General features: G+C 67.1%; 11 protein-coding genes. 3 read left to right on the top strand and 8 right to left on the bottom strand.

What is annotated here, in order from left to right:
* Nucleotides 1-9 precede the first annotated feature (9 nt).
* From addA to regB, 7 genes are all read right to left on the bottom strand, one after another.
* Nucleotides 10-3393, bottom strand: a complete 3384-nt coding sequence (addA, locus tag ACN0V4_RS16230; protein WP_417677968.1) for a double-strand break repair helicase AddA — start codon at nucleotides 3391-3393, stop codon at nucleotides 10-12.
* The gene (gene addB / locus ACN0V4_RS16225) at nucleotides 3390-6323 is read right to left on the bottom strand and encodes a double-strand break repair protein AddB (protein ID WP_417677966.1); all 2934 of its coding nucleotides are present in this window, start codon (nucleotides 6321-6323) and stop codon (nucleotides 3390-3392) included. The genes addA and addB overlap by 4 nt, the downstream gene beginning before the upstream one ends.
* Nucleotides 6316-7026: a nucleotidyltransferase family protein gene (locus ACN0V4_RS16220; RefSeq protein WP_417677964.1), complete on the bottom strand. Its 711-nt coding sequence runs from the start codon at nucleotides 7024-7026 to the stop codon at nucleotides 6316-6318. Before ACN0V4_RS16220 ends, addB begins: the two co-directional genes overlap by 8 nt.
* Entirely contained in the window at nucleotides 7023-8027 is a 1005-nt protein-coding gene (locus ACN0V4_RS16215) for an aminoglycoside phosphotransferase family protein (protein WP_417677962.1), read from the bottom strand. The genes ACN0V4_RS16220 and ACN0V4_RS16215 overlap by 4 nt, the downstream gene beginning before the upstream one ends.
* Nucleotides 8020-8508 carry a tRNA (adenosine(37)-N6)-threonylcarbamoyltransferase complex ATPase subunit type 1 TsaE gene (gene tsaE / locus ACN0V4_RS16210; RefSeq protein ID WP_417677960.1) on the bottom strand — a complete coding sequence of 163 codons (489 nt, stop codon included), beginning with the start codon at nucleotides 8506-8508 and terminating at the stop codon, nucleotides 8020-8022. The genes ACN0V4_RS16215 and tsaE overlap by 8 nt, the downstream gene beginning before the upstream one ends.
* A gap of 41 nt (nucleotides 8509-8549) precedes the next feature.
* The gene (locus tag ACN0V4_RS16205) at nucleotides 8550-10106 is read right to left on the bottom strand and encodes a PAS-domain containing protein (RefSeq protein WP_417677958.1); all 1557 of its coding nucleotides are present in this window, start codon (nucleotides 10104-10106) and stop codon (nucleotides 8550-8552) included.
* 114 nt (nucleotides 10107-10220) lie between these two features.
* Nucleotides 10221-11618, bottom strand: coding sequence for a sensor histidine kinase RegB (gene regB, locus ACN0V4_RS16200; protein ID WP_417677957.1), 1398 nt, complete (start codon nucleotides 11616-11618; stop codon nucleotides 10221-10223).
* A gap of 87 nt (nucleotides 11619-11705) precedes the next feature.
* Between regB and ACN0V4_RS16195 the strand changes: the two genes are divergently transcribed.
* From ACN0V4_RS16195 to ACN0V4_RS16185, 3 genes are all read left to right on the top strand, one after another.
* A complete protein-coding gene (locus tag ACN0V4_RS16195) occupies nucleotides 11706-12329 on the top strand; it encodes an SCO family protein (protein WP_417677955.1) in 624 nt (207 codons plus the stop codon).
* Nucleotides 12330-12447: 118 nt separating this feature from the next.
* The gene (locus ACN0V4_RS16190; protein WP_417677953.1) at nucleotides 12448-13005 is read left to right on the top strand and encodes an ActR/PrrA/RegA family redox response regulator transcription factor; all 558 of its coding nucleotides are present in this window, start codon (nucleotides 12448-12450) and stop codon (nucleotides 13003-13005) included.
* A gap of 10 nt (nucleotides 13006-13015) precedes the next feature.
* Nucleotides 13016-14212 carry a glycosyltransferase 61 family protein gene (locus tag ACN0V4_RS16185; protein WP_417677951.1) on the top strand — a complete coding sequence of 399 codons (1197 nt, stop codon included), beginning with the start codon at nucleotides 13016-13018 and terminating at the stop codon, nucleotides 14210-14212.
* Here the strand turns inward: ACN0V4_RS16185 and ACN0V4_RS16180 are convergent.
* Nucleotides 14209-14775 carry an HD domain-containing protein gene (locus ACN0V4_RS16180; RefSeq protein WP_417678144.1) on the bottom strand — a complete coding sequence of 189 codons (567 nt, stop codon included), beginning with the start codon at nucleotides 14773-14775 and terminating at the stop codon, nucleotides 14209-14211. The genes ACN0V4_RS16185 and ACN0V4_RS16180 overlap by 4 nt on opposite strands.
* Between the last annotated feature and the right edge of the window lie 129 nt (nucleotides 14776-14904).

The following is a 14904-nucleotide window of genomic DNA, read 5'->3' as shown; positions in this document are numbered from 1 at the left end:
GGCGAGAAGTTAGGAGTCGGACGGGATCTCGTCAAGGCGGCCCGCCCGCGCCAGGGCGGCGGCGACAAGATCACGCGGCAGCGGCATCAGCGTGGCGCTGCGGGTCCATAGGATCGCGGTGTCGATCCGTTTGCCGGGAAAAACCTGTTCCAGCGCCACGGCATAGGCCCCCATCTGCCTGAGCAGCGCCTCGGGACAGTCGGCGCTATGCGTGGGCACGGTGGCGTTCGATTTGAAATCGACAACGAGAACGTGATCGGGGGCGACGATCAGCCGGTCGATCACCCCATGGAGCCGCCGGGGGCCGAGCGGCGCGGATACCGGCACCTCGGTCAATGCCTCAGCGGTGAAGATCGGCGCGAGTTCCGGGGTGCTCAGCACGGCTGCGGCCTCGGCCAGGATATCGTTGCGCTCGGGGTCTGCCAGATCGGGCAGCAGGGTCTCCGCCGCCTGTTGCCAGCGATCGCGCGGCAGGTCGGGCAGATGTTCCAGCAGCAGGTGCAGCGCGGTGCCGCGCGCCTTGGCGGCCTCCTCATCCAACCCTTCATCGCCCGGCAGCGCCTTCGCCCCGCCGAGATCCGAGGGGCTGAGGCTGCCCAGTGGCTCGGGGCGTGGGATTGCCGGGCTCTTCAGGAAGTCGGGCGGCGGCGGCGAAGTCTCGGTCGCTGGCGGTGCGGTCTCCAGCTCTACCGCCTCCCAATCGCCATGCTGATAGCGCAGGCCCTGCCCGCCCGGCAGCGCCGTCTCGACCGCGCCGGCCCGGATCAGCGCGGCCTCGGTCATCTGGTACCAACTGTCGCCGGCCTTGTCCAAATCGCCTGCCGCCGCCACGATCAGCCACTTTTCCGCCCGGGTCAGAGCCACATAGAGAAGCCGCAGTCTTTCGTTCATCTGCCGCGCCTGCGCCGCGTCGCGGGCGGCCGTCAACACCGGCGGCATCCGGTCCGCGGCAGTGCGCCACAGCGGCGTCTGCCCGGCCATCATCACCTCGTCGGGTTGCGGCGCGCGGCGCTTGCCGGTGTCGGGCAGGATGACGATTGGCGCCTCCAGCCCCTTGGAGCCATGCACCGTCATCACCCGGATCATATTGCCGGCGCTGCCCATCTGGCGCTTGATTTCCAGATCATCGGTTTCCATCCAGGTCAGGAAGCCGGTCAGGCTGGGAATCGCGCTGCGTTCATAGGCCAGCGCCTGGGAGAGGAGCGCGTTGATCCCGTCCTCGGCCTCGGCCCCCAGCCGCGCCAGCAGGCGGCGGCGGCCGTCGTGCCGGGTCAGGATGCGTTCGATCAGGTCATAGGGCCGCAGGAAATCGGTCTGGTCGCGCAGATCGTTCAGAAAGGCCAGGGTCTCGGGAAACTCAGCCGCCCGGTCGCGCAAGGCCTGCCACAGATAGGGGCGCGTGCGCCGGTGGGCCAGGTCGAACAACTGCTGTTCGCCCCAGCCCAATAGCGGTGATTTCAGCACGGTCGCCAGCGACAGATCATCCTCGGGCGTTGCCAGAAACCGCAACAGCGCCGCCAGATCCTTGACCGCCAGTTCCGCCCCCACCTTCAGCCGGTCGGCGCCGGCGATGGGCAGGCCGGCGGCCTTGCAGGCGCGGATGATCTCGGCAAACAGCTCGGACCGGCGCTGCACCAGGATCAGGAAATCCCCCGCCCGCACCGGTCGGCGGCGCAAGCTTCCGGGCGTTGGGCCGTCTATGGGCACCGTCTCGCCGCGGTCGATCATCGCCTTGATCTCATGTGCGATGCGATCCGCCAGCACCACCGTATGGTGCCGCGTGCCGGGGCGGTCGACCGGATCGGTCCAGTCGCGGTCGTCGTCGTCCTCGACCTTCTCGACCAGCGGCCAGAGATCGACCCGCCCGGGCAGATCCGCCTTGAATGCACGGTGCAGCGAGTCCTTGGGAAAGCCCGCCTCTGCGCGGCCTTCGAACACCAGATCGACAAGCTGCAGGATGGCCTGGGACGATCGGAAGGAGAATTCCAGCGTCAGATCCTGCAACCCGGTGCCGCGCCCGTCCAGCCGGGCGGCGAATTCCGCCTGCATCCGGTCGAAGGCATCCGGATCCGCCCCCTGAAAGGAATAGATCGACTGTTTCTTGTCGCCGACGACGAAGATCGTGCGTTCCACATCCGCCCGCGCGCCCTGGCCCGAGGTGAACTCCTGCGCCAGCTTCTCGATCACCTCCCATTGCTCCGGGCTGGTGTCCTGCGCCTCGTCCACCAGGATATGGTCGATGCCGCCGTCCAGACGATAAAGCACCCAGGCCGCGACCCCGGGGTCGTTCAGCAACTGCCGGGTCTTCAGGATCAGATCGTCGAAGTCGAGCCAGCCACGCAGCTGTTTGCGCCGGTCGTATTCCGGCAGGAAGCGCGCGGCGAAGGCATGGAGCGCCTGCGATTTCCGCGCTGCCTCCAGCCCCAGACGACGCGGCCGCGCCGCCTCGACCCGCAGCATCAGCGGTTCGAGACGGTCCATCAGATCGGGGTGGTTATTTTGCAGATCCTTGGTGGGAAAAGACCCTAACTTGGCGACAAACGGCTCTTTCGCCGAAGCGCCGGTCAGAAAGACGCGCTCCAGCTCCGGCAGGATCGCCAGGCCGGGATCGCCAAGGGCGGAAAGCGCGGCGCCATTCTTCTGGTCGGTCGCCTTGCCGCCCGCCAACACCGCGCAGAGATCGCGGATCAGTTCCGCCTCACCGCCCAGGAACACCTCAGCCTCCAGCGCGGCGGCGTCATATCCCGTTGGCAGATCGAACAGCGCCAGCAGGCCATTCCGCTGCAACGGTTCGGCAAAGGCGGCGCGTTTTGCGGTGATCGCGGCGGTCAGCTTGTCGAAATCGGTATCGGTCAGATGATCCGCCAGATCGGCGATCAGCCCCGCCTCAGGCCCATCGGCGAAATCCTCGACGATCTCGGCGCGCAAGAGGCTCGCGGCGCGATCCTCCATCTCGGTGAACTGCGGGCTTACCCCGGCCTCCAGCGGGAACCGTCGAAGCAGCGAGGCGCAGAACGAATGGATGGTCTGGATCTTCAGCCCGCCCGGCGTCTCGATCGCGCGGGCGAAGAGGGTGCGCGCATGGGCCAGGCGATCGGCCGGCACCGTCCCCTCGGTGCCGAGAGAGACGAGCTGCGCGCGCAGCCCCTCGTCCCCCAGCATCGCCCATTCGCCCAGCCGTTTGAACAGCCGGTTCTGCATCTCGCTCGCCGCCGCCTTGGTATAGGTGAGGCAGAGGATATGCTGCGGTTCGACATCCGCCAGCAGCAGCCGCGCCACCCGGTCTGTCAGCACCCGGGTCTTGCCCGATCCCGCATTCGCCGCCAGCCAGGTGGAGGCATCGGGCCGCGCCGCCTGCACCTGGCGTTCGCTGGCCTCGTCCCGCGCGCTCATGCCAGATCCTCCGGTTCAGGCTCGGTCGCGCGGTCCCATTCGCCGAACCGCGCGAGGTGGTCGTAATCGCCCTGATCGCTGTCCTTGAACAGCATTCGACGCGAGGTATAGCCTTGATCGGGCTGGTGATAGGCGATCAGCAGCTTGCGCAGCTCTTCCAGAACCTGGGCCGGCGGTTCCTCGTCCAAGGGCGCCGGCACCTCCTTGTAGCTGGCGCCGATGCCGATGAAGACCGCGCCGTTCACATGCGCCGGCGCCAGAGTGCCAAAGCCCACCTCCTCTGCCATCGCGGCCTCGATCAGCAACTGCTTGTCGAACTTGGCCTGCTGGTCGCGGGTGGGCGGCGTGCCGGTCTTGTAATCGTAAAGCGTCAACGCCCCGCGCGCGTCCATGTCGATCCGGTCGGCGCGCCCCACCAGGGTGACGCCCGGCGGCGCGATCGTCATTTTCGAGCCTTGCTCGAAGGCGCTGGAGATCGCCGCCTCTTGCCGAACCGCCTCGGCGGCAAGGAAAGCCTCGGCAATCCGCCCGAGGCGCGAGAGCCAGAGCGCCCGGGCGGTGGGCCAGGGCACGTGGTCTTCCAGCACCTCGGCGGCGCGGGCCATCAACGCCTCGCGGCTCAGGGGGGCGCCTGACCCCAGATCGTCGCGCACGAATTTCTCGAAGACCTCGTGCAGTACGGTGCCGCGCAGCAGCGCGTCGGGTTCCTGCACCAGCGGGTCGAGCGGTGATAGCCGCAGCACCCGGCGGGCATAGACGGCATAGGGATCGCGGATCAGCCGCTTGATCTCGGTCACGTTCAGCCGGTCGGGGCGGGACGCCACTGGCGGACGTGGCGAGGGCCGCGGCGCCGGGGCGACTGGCGTCACCGCCTCGAGCGTGCGGGCCCAGCCGAGCCAGACGCGGCCCCGCGCCCGCATGTCGTCGAGCGCCTGCCGCCCGCCCTGATCGGGCAGCCCGGCCAGCAGGTTCGCCAGCCGGTTCAGCCAGCGCGAGGGCACGGTTTCGGCATCGTCCGACCGTTGCGAGCGGGTCAGCCAGACCTCGGGCGCGGCGATTGCCTGCTGGAAGTCATGCGCCGAAAGACCGATCCGCCGTTCCGGCAGCAACAACCCGGCGCGATCGCGCATCTGCCGGTTCAGCCAGGGATCGGGGCGCGCGGGTTCCGGCCAGCTGCCTTCGTTCAGCCCGCCGAGGATCAGCAAATCGGCGCCCATCACCCGGGCCTCGAGCGTGCCCCAGATCATGATGCCGCCAAAGGCCGCGTCACGGTCGCGCACCTCTTCGCCTTGCAACAGCGCGGTCAGCAGATCGGCGAAATCGCGCGCCGCCATCGCGCCGCCAAATTCCGCCTCCCGCTCCAGCGCGTCCAGCACGGCGAGCGCCTTGATGCCGGCGTTCTTCTGCCAAAGCCCGCCGCTGCCCTCGGTCGGGCCGGCGGCAATCGCCTCGGCCAGCGCGCGCAGATCGGCGATCCAATCGGCGAGCGGCCGCTCACCCGGGCGCTGCCGGTCGCAGAAACCTGCCGTCAGCCAGCCCAGCCAGGTGGCCAGCCCCTCGGGGTCGTGACGCGCGGCGAACCGCGACAGGCTCATGGCATCGGGAAAGGCCGGACCTTCTTTGCGCAGATCCAGCTCCAGGTCTCGGGTGAACCGCAGATGATCGCCGCGGTCGATGCCGGAATGGGTCAGCGGGTGCTTCAGCAGCGTCAGCAGGGTTTCGCCGGTCAGCCGCTGGGTGAACAGCTCGGCCACATGGCGCAGGAAGCGGCCCGGCGGCGACAGGTGCAGCGGCTGGCCAGCGCTGTCGTCGGGCGTGATGTTCCAGCGTTGCAGCGCGGCGGTAACCTGTCGGGTCAGCATCCGGTCGGGGGTGATCAGCGCGGCGGATTGGCCGGTCTCCGCCGCCTGCCGCAGCCTCAGCGCGATGGCGAGCGCCTCGTCCCGCGGGCTCGCGGCCTCGACGAGCGTCAGATCGGCGGTGGCCAGATCCAGATCGGTCAACCCCGGCCCCTCGGCCATCCAGGCGTCGGTCACCGGCGCCGGGCGCAGCGCCAGCGACAGCAGCCGGTTGCGCGCCGGCGCCCGTGGCTCCTCTCCGGTCCAGCGGATGACCTGATCCGGCGTCATCTCCAGCCCGTCCAGAATCTTGCGGAACCGGTATTGCGGGTGATCTTCCGCCGTCAGCGCCTTTTCCAGCGTCTTCCACACCGCCGCGGGCTGGTCGAAATCAAAGCCGGGCAGCACCAGCGCCCCCTGCGGCAGCCGGGCGATCGCCTGCATCAGCATCAAGGTGGTGCCGCGCGACCCGGTGGAGCCGGCCAGGATCACCGGATGGCGCGGCGGGTCGATCTGCCAGCGGGCGATCAAATCCTCGACCACCCGGCGTTGTCGCGCCTGCGGGTCCAGCGCCTCGCCTTCCGAGCCGATCAGATTGTCGGCGATGCCGATGAAGGTCTGCGCCCGGGCCCAGTGGCCCGACAGGTCGCTGACGTCGAGATTGCGGATATCCTCGGGCGAGACACCCTCGCCCTGCATCTCGTCGATCAACCCCGCAAGACTGTCCGCCAGGTCGTAGAGCGAGGCGCGCGCCGCGAGATCGGGCTGCCGGTCCAGAAGCGCCGAGATCAGTTGCGTCAGCTCCAACCGCCGACGCAGCGGCGGCACCGCGGCGGGCAGTGCGTCGAGCCCGCCGCGCGCGCCCAGATCGGTCAGCAGCGAGAGGCGCGGCAGCAGGAGGGGCGGCCCGGCGTCGAAGATATCGCGGATGCGCCGGGCCATGCGGCGGGTATTCACCACAAGTTCGACCCGCGCCAGCGCCTCGGGCAGCTGGCCTGCCATCCGTTGCAGCAGCCCGTTGATCAGCGCGCGGGGGAAATCCACCCCGCAGGGCAGGGCAAAGACACGCGGGGTGTCGCCCGGGTCAAACATGGGCATCCGCCAGCAGGGTCTCGGCCAGCGCGATCCCGTCGGGATGGCCGACGTCGCACCACCACCCGGGATATTCCAGTACGAAAAGCCGCCCCTCAGCTTGCATCAGATCCCAGACCCTGTTCAGGGAAAATACCGGTTCCGTCACCTGATCCAGCAGCCTGGGGGAGATGATCTGCGCGCCGCCATAGATCAGCCCGGGGCCGCGCGAGGTGACCCGCCCCTCGGTGTCGCAGGTGAAATCCCCTGCCCCCTTGTGGCCAAGCGCGCGATCCGGGGCGATGCCGATCAGCAGCGCATCCATGCGGCTGGCATCCCAGGCGGCGCGGAGCATTTCCAGCGGGTTCGGCCCGGCCCAGATCGCATCGCTGTTCAGGGTAAACACCGCCCCCGGCCCCAACAGCGGCAGCGCCTGCCGCAGCCCGCCGCCGGTGTCCAGAATATCGGGGCGCTCGATCGAGGTCTTGACGCCAAGGGGCGCCAAATGCGCCTCAAGCATCTCGGCCTTGTAGTGCAGGTTCGCCACCACAGTGCCCAGCCCCAGGGGCCGGACCAGCGCCAGCGCGTGGTCGATCAGCGGCCGGCCAGCGACCTCGACCAGCGGCTTCGGGCGATCCTGGGTCAGCGCCCCCATTCGGGTGCCGAAGCCGGCGGCGAACAGAAGCGCGGCCTGCGGGCTGCTGGGTCTGCGGCTGCGGATCATGCGGATTTCAGCTTTTGCAGCGCTTCGGGCGTCGGCGCCGGCAGGGCCTGAAGCAGCAGATCCGCCACCGGGGCGAGCGCGGGATGTTCCAGATCGCGTTTCAGATGGGCCCAGACCGCCGGGATCAGATCGACGTAATGCGGCTTGCCGTAATCGGTGGCGAGCCGGGCGAAGACCCCGAGGATGCGCAGGTTCCGCTGGGCGCCCAGCACCGCATAGGCGGTGCGAAAGGCGTGATCGTCGGTGCCGGTGGCGTCGATGTAATGCTGAAGCATCGAAATCTCGATCCCCGCCGGAACATCGCGCCGGATGTCCTGCAGCATCGACACCAGATCATAGGCCGGATGCCCCAGCATGGCGTCCTGGAAATCCAGCAGGCCGACCTGGGCCAGCCCGTCGCGGTCGGGCAGCCACAGCAGGTTTTCGGCGTGATAGTCGCGCAGGCAGACCACGCGGCGGCCGCCGGTGGTCGCGGCCAGGATATCCTCGAACCGGGGGCGGAAACGCGCCAGTTCCTCGCTACCCTCATCGCCAAGGATGCCCTTGCGGTATTTGCTGAAGGCGAGCCCGGCAAGGTCGGCCATAAGCTGGGGGCCATAGTGGGCCAGCGGCAGCGGCTCGGCCGCGTGCAGCGCCACCAGAACGTCGGTTGCCCCTTGATAGAGCCGCTTTTCCAGCTTCGGGTCGGTCTTCAGCACCCGGGCGAACAGATCGTCGCCCAGATCCTCCAACAGCAGGAAGCCGTGTTCCGCATTTTCCGCGTGGATCTCCGGTGCGCTGAGCCCGAGGTCGCGCAGATAGCGGCAGACGGTGACAAAGGGGCGCACATCCTCGCCCTTCTCGGGCGGGGCGTCCATCAGCACCGCGGACTTGCCGGTGCCGGGATGGCGCAGCCGTTCATAGCGGCGGTTCGAGGCATCGCCCGCCAGCGGCGCGCGCAGGGCGCCGGCCCAGGCGGTGCCGTTCAGAAAGGTGGTGGCCAGGGTTGCGCGGTCAGTCATCGCGGATCTCTTCCAGTTGCGCCAGCCGCGCCGCCCAATCTCCACCGGACCAGTCGAGCGTGAGGGTGCGGGCGTTCTCGCTATCGCTGTCGGTGGCAAAGCTCAACCACAAGGAGGCGGTCGGCGCCAGATCGCCCAGACGGTCGGGCCATTCGATCAGGCAGATCGCCTCTTCCATCGCCTGGGTCAGCCCCAGTTCCTCGACCTCGCCTGGATCGGTGAGACGATAGAGATCGGCATGCCAGATCTCTCCTGCCGTGGTGTCATAGGTCTGCACCAGGGTGAAGGTGGGCGAAGGCACGTCCTCGGGCACCTCCAGCAGGGACTGGATCAGGGCGCGGGCGAAATGGGTCTTGCCGGCGCCGATCGAGCCTTCGAGCAGCAGGCAATCGCCGGGGCGCAGAAGCGCGCCCAGACGGGTGGCGAGGCTGGCGGTGGCGGCCGGATCGGGCAGGCGCAGGGAAACGGGCGGGTGGATCATGGCGCCACAATGGCCGCGCCGCCTGCCGCCCGCAAGCGGGATCAGTCGGCGCCAGCCGTCGGCGCCGGCACGCTCACCACCGCGCGCTGGGCAAAGCGGACCATGGTGGCGCCCTTCTGGATCGGGCGGATGTGGCAATCGAGCATCTCGCCGCCCTTCAGCTCGGCCTCGGCCCGCCAGGGGGCGCGGCTTTCCCGGGTCGCGACGAAATCGCGCAACCTGCCCCAAACCGGGGTGGGACGGCTGAGATCCTGCCAGTTGCGCATCGCGTCGCTGATGGTGAACTGGGCAAAGCTGCTGTCCGGATCGACGCCCCAGAGATCGCGATAGCCGGCATTGCAGAAGGTCAGCGTGCCATCCGAGGCAAAGACCGCGATCGCCTCGTCCAGCGCGTCGAGCATCGCCTGGCTTTGCTCCAGTTCGGCGCGAAAGCGGCGGGTCAGGGTGATTTCGGCGGTGATATCCTCGAACAGGAAAGCGACGGCGCCATCGGGATGCGGCCGGCCGCTGACTGAATAGACCGAGCCCGAGGGCAGCGACCAGGTTTCCTGATACTGCCCGCTCGCGGCGGCCTCGACCAGCTGAGCCAGCCCCTGGCGCCAACTGCCGTAATCCTTCGGCTCGGGCATCATGGCGCTGTCGCGCAGATGGTCGAAAAAGGTCAGCAGGCTGGGGCGCGACGATAAGAAATCGGCGGGCAGCGAGGTCAGGTCGATCAGCGCCGGATTGAACAGGGCAAGCTGGCGGTTGCGGTCGAAGATCGCCAGGCCGATGGACAGCTGGGCAAAGGTCTTGGTCAGGGTCTGAACGAAGTTGCGCTGCGCCACTTCGGCATCGACCACGGCGTTCACGTCAACCGCATAGCAGAGGCAGCCGGATTTCTGTGGGATCAGCCAAAGATCATACCAGAGCTTGTGCTCTCCATCCGCCAGATCGACCGGCTGGCGCAGCTTGCGCCTTTCCGTCATCTCGGCGATCGGCAGGTCGGGAAACAGCGGCTGGGCGGTGTCGGCGTCACGTCCTCGCACCTTGCGCACCAGCGCCGCATAGGCGGCATTGCACCAGGTCACCTGCCCGGCCGGATCCAGCCGCCAGGCCGGATAGGGGGCGGCATTGGTGGCGGTGCGCAGGATATCCAGCTCCTGCGCCAGATGCGGCAGATCGGCGGCAGACAGCGGCGCACCGGCGCGCAGATGCACCCGGATCACCCCGTCGATCCATTCACACAGCGCCTCGGACGGCGGTTCGCCGTCAAGCGAGGGGATCGACAGCCGCCCCGCCTCGCGGACCAGACCGGGATCGGCGGGAAAGGCGGGAAAGCTGGGCAACAGCCGGCGCCGCAGCTGCTGCCAGGTGATCGCATCGTCGGGATCGCCGGCAATCGCCTGCCCGGCCGAAGAGGCCTCGATCAGTTCGGTGCCTTCGAAGATGAACACCGGGTCGTCGCTGAGGGGGCTGCCGGAGTCCGCCGCTGCATCGAAGCTCAGCGCATCCAGCGCGGCGGCCCGTCGCGGTGCCAGCCAGAACACGGCCAGCGAAGCGCTGGCCAGACAGATCATCGTCAGCGCGGCCCAATCGCCAATAGGGATGTCGTTCATACCAAGGCCCCCGCCGTTCACGCCATCGCCGTCCAGTGTTGCGACGAAATGGTTATCAAGACGTTAACCCATTTTCCCGAACGACACAGCCCGCCACCGTCGCTCAGGGTTAACTCAGATCTCGATCGGCTGGTTTTCCCCCAGCGGCAGGGCGAATTCGCCGGTCTGGGCGTCGATCTTGCTGCGTGGCCAGTCGACCCGGACGATGGCACCGCTTTGATCCGCCGAGGTATCCCGGCGCTGATCGAGGTCGCGGCCATTGGCAAAGCTGAGGCTGGCGCCAGAGCGTTCCAACAGCGTTTTGGCGATGAAGAGCCCAAGCCCCATCCCCTCGTATTCGGGGCGTCGCTTGCTGTCGGGCTCGCCCTTGCGGCGGCGCATGAAGGGGTCACCGATCCGTCCGATCACCTGCGGCGCATAGCCTTCGCCATCGTCGAGAATGCGGACCCAGATCTCGGTGTCGGTCCAATGGGTTTCCACCCAGACATTGGCATGGGCGAAATCGACCGCGTTCTGGATCAGGTTGCGCAGCCCGTGGATCACCTCGGGCAGTCGCAGGATCGAGGGCTGTTGCGGGCTGCCGCCAGGGCCCGGGCTTTCGCTGAAATGCACCGTCTTGCCACGGTGCAGATGCGGCTCGGCCGCCTCCTGCACCACAGCGCTGAGCGGGGCCTGCCGCATCTGCAGGTCATCCTTGCCGGCGCGGCCCATGTTGCGCAGGATATCGCGGCAGCGGTCGGCCTGGTCGCGGATCAGCGCCGCATCCTCACGCAGTTCGGGAAGGTCTTCCAACTCTTCGATCAACTCGGCGCTGGCCAGCTTGATGGTGGCCAGCGGCGTGCCCAGCTCATGCGCCGCCGCGGCGACGACGCCGCCCAGATCGGTCAGTTTCTGTTCGCGCGACAGTGCCATCTGGGTGGCGGCCAGCGCCTCGGACATCGACTCCATTTCGGATTTCAGCCGATAGGAATAGGCGCCCATGAAGATCGTCGCGATGATGATGGCCGCCCAATTGCCGAAGACGAACAGATCGGGGATGCGCAGAAGGAACCCTTCGTGCGTGCGCAGCGGCATGTGGAATTCGGCCAGCAGGGTGACCAGCATGATCGCCATGCCGCCGACGATCAAAGTCGACCGCAGCCCCAGCACATTGGCCGAGACGGTGACCGGGGCCAGCAGCAGAATGGCGAAGGGGTTGTTCAGCCCGCCGGTGAGATAGAGCAGGAAGGCAAGCTGCAGCAGGTCGAACAGCACCATCAGGAAGTTTTCGAATTCCGACAGCCGCTTGTTTTCCGGAAACAGCAGCATCGCCAGCAGGTTGCCCACCACCGAGATGCCCACCGCCAGCAGGCAGAGCGCAAGGTCGAGCTGGAGATGATACATCATCTGCGCCGCCGTGATGGCGCCCAGCTGGCCGGCGATCGCGACCCAGCGCAGCAGGATCAGCGTGCGCAGCCTGATCCAGCCGCCCCGCTCCTGCCCGCGCCAAATGCCCACATTGGATTCCGGCATGAAAGGCCTAAGTCTGTTGCAATGGCTGGGGATGGTGATAGGTCTCCCGGCCTTGAGGATCAATCATTGTTACGCAAGGGGCCCGTCATGACCCGCATCTATGCCATTATCGCCGCCGTCGTCGCTGTTGTTGCCTTGGGGGTGATTTGGTTCGTCAGCCGTCCCGTGGGCGGAGACGACCGTTTCGCGCAATGCCGCTCAAGCCAGATCGCCGGCGGCACCGCGCAGATCGGCGGCCCCTTCACCCTGGTCAACTCCAAGGGCGAGACGGTGACCGACAAGGATGTGATCACCGGGCCGTCGCTTGTGTATTTCGGCTATACCTTCTGCCCCGATGTCTGCCCGCTCGACAATGCCCGCAATGCCGAGGCGATCGACATTCTTGAAAGCCGCGGCCAGATGGTGACGCCGATCTTCATCTCGATCGACCCCGAGCGCGACACGCCGGAGGTGGTCGGTGACTTCGCCCATAACCTGCATGAGCGGATGATCGGCCTGACCGGCAGCCCGGAACAGGTGAAGGCCGCCAGCCAGGCATACAAGACCTATTACAAGCGGCAGGAGGAAGGTGATGACGATTACTATCTGATCGACCATTCCACCTTCTCCTATCTGGTGCTGCCGCCCTATGGCTTTGTCGAATTCTTCCGCCGCGACACCTCGCCCGAGGCGATGGCGGACACGATCGGCTGTTTCCTTGACAAGATGTGACAAGGCTGGCCCATGCCCGAGACGCAATCCGGCGTGTTTCGGTTTGGGCCTTTGATCTTTTATTTCGCGGGGCTAATAGTCATATTCAACAAAACGAGAGCGATGTTGAGGAAAGCGAATGTCCGAGGCGGCACTGCAGGAAGAGATCGGAGCAGATAAATCCCTGCTTCTGGTCGATGATGACGAGCCGTTTCTGCGGCGGCTGGCCAAGGCGATGGAAAAGCGCGGGTTCGAGATCGAGATGGCCGGATCGGTTGCCGCCGGCAAGGCGATCGCCACCGCCCGTCCGCCGGCCTATGCGGTGGTCGACCTCCGGCTCGAGGATGGCAACGGGCTCGACGTGGTCGAGGTGCTGCGCGAGAAACGCCCCGATTGCCGCGTCGTCGTCCTGACCGGCTACGGCGCCATCGCCACCGCGGTGGCCGCGGTCAAGATCGGCGCCACCGACTATCTGTCGAAGCCGGCCGATGCCACCGATATCACCCGCGCGCTCTTGTCCGATGGCGCGGCGCTGCCGCCGCCGCCGGAAAACCCGATGAGCGCGGATCGCGTCCGTTGGGAGCATATCCAGCGGGTTTACGAGCAATGCGACCGCAATGTTTCGGAAACCGCACGGCGGCTGAACATGCATCGCCGTACCCTGCAACGCATTTTGGCCAAGCGCAGCCCGCGCTGAAAGGACACCGATGTCGGACGAGAACGACCTGGGCCCCGACAACCAGCCCTTGCCGGAAGGTGGCTGGTCCGAAGAGATCGTCACGCTGAAGGATGCCATCGTGCTCCCCCCGGTTGAAAGTGGCTTTGTGCAGCCCGCCGGGGTGCTGGATGCCGAAGGGCGCTATTGCCCGCATGGGGCGCTCTGGCGCAAGTTCCGGCCTTTGACCACCGAACCGGAACGGCCGGCCGAGATCGGAGAGACCCTGCCCGGCCGCTGGCTCTGGGGTGGGGTGCTCTGGGCGCATTTCGGTCATTTCCTGGTGGAAAGCTCTTCCCGCCTCTGGGCGCTCGACGGGCTGGAGCAGCCGGTCGAGGGGGTCCTCTTCATCCCGAAACGCCCCGCCGTCGGCGACATGGTGCGCGGGTTCCAGCGCGATTTCATCGCCCAGATGGCGCCCGGTCTGCCGATCAATGTGGCCACCGGCCCGATGCGGGTGGAAGAGCTGGTGGTGCCCGGTCAGGGCTTCGGTCTGGGCAAGATCACCGCGGGCACCCACAAGTTCCGCGACGCGATCCATCATCGCTTTGGCAAGGACATCGAGCCCGAGGGGCCCGAGAAGATCTATATCTCCCGCTCGGCGCTCGGGCTCGGCAAGGGGGGGCTTCTGGGCGAGGAGCGTCTGGAAGAGCTTTTGCAGGCGGAAGGCTATGAGATCTTTCATCCGCAGAACCATGACATCGCCACCCAGCTCGCCCGTTACAAGGCGGCGAAGAAAGTGATCGCGGCGGATGGCTCTGCCCTGCATCTTTTCGCCATGGTCGGCCGTGCCGATCAGCCGGTGGCGATGATCATGCGGCGCAAGTCGGGGGCCAACAACCTGCTGGCCGCCAATGTGGTGCATTTCTGCGGGTCCGCGCCGGTGGTGATCAACGCGCTGCGCACCGAATGGGTGAAGGCGGATCAGAAGAAATCCAACCGCCTGTCCTTTGGTGAAATCGACCATGCGGTGCTGGCCCGGGTGCTGGGCAAGACCGGCTTTGTCCGCGAGGGGCTGGATTGGCCGACCCTGACCGAGGAGGAGCGCCAGCAGATCCTGAAAGACAAGGGGCTGGGCGGCAACGAGAACTTTGTCGAGTCGCCGGAATATGTCCGGCTGCGGGTGCGGGCGATGCGCAAGGATCGCCGCGCCAAGCACGAGGCGGCGAAGGAACCCGCCGCGACCTAATCCAGCCGGGCCAGAAGATCGGCGTGACGCGCGGTGAACTCCGCGCGCACCTCGACCGGCGGGCGCAGCCGGATGTTCAGCCCCTCCATCAGCGCCGCATCCGGCTTGCCGAAGAACTTGTCGGCCTCGGCGGTGGAAAAGCCGGCGATCGCCGTGGCCTCCATCCAGGCGCTGATCCGGTCGGCCCGCTTGATCTGCTTCTTGACCGAGGCCGGGATCGTCGCCGGCAGGCCAAAGCGGATGCGGATCGCCGTGGTCAGCCGCGCGTCAAGCTCGCCATACCCCGCCCCCACCGCCGCTTTCACCGGGGAAATCATGTCGCCGATCACATATTCCGGCGCATCGTGCAGCAGCGCCGCCAGCCGCCATTTCACCGGCGCATTCGGTGCGATCCGGCCGAACAGCGTTTCCACCAGCAGCGAATGCTCTGCCACCGAATAGGCGTAATCCCCCCGCGTCTGCCCGTTCCAGCGCGCGACAAAGGCCAGCCCATGGGCGATATCGGCAATCTCGACGTCCACCGGGGTCGGATCCAGCAGGTCGAGCCTGCGACCAGATAGCATGCGTTGCCAGGCGCGGGGTTGTTTCACTCTTGTCTCCGTGCATCGAGTGGTTTCTTATTCCGCCAGCTCAGCGGACCGATCAATGCGTGTATGCTCTGATTGGCGCAATGACTGGCGCCAATGTGCAGG

It is taken from the genome of Pseudodonghicola sp. (genome assembly GCF_048268305.1).
Classification (GTDB): Bacteria; Pseudomonadota; Alphaproteobacteria; order Rhodobacterales; family Rhodobacteraceae; genus Pseudodonghicola.
The sequence above is the reverse complement of the archived record's forward strand: the minus strand, read 5'-3'. Positions and strand labels throughout refer to the sequence as shown.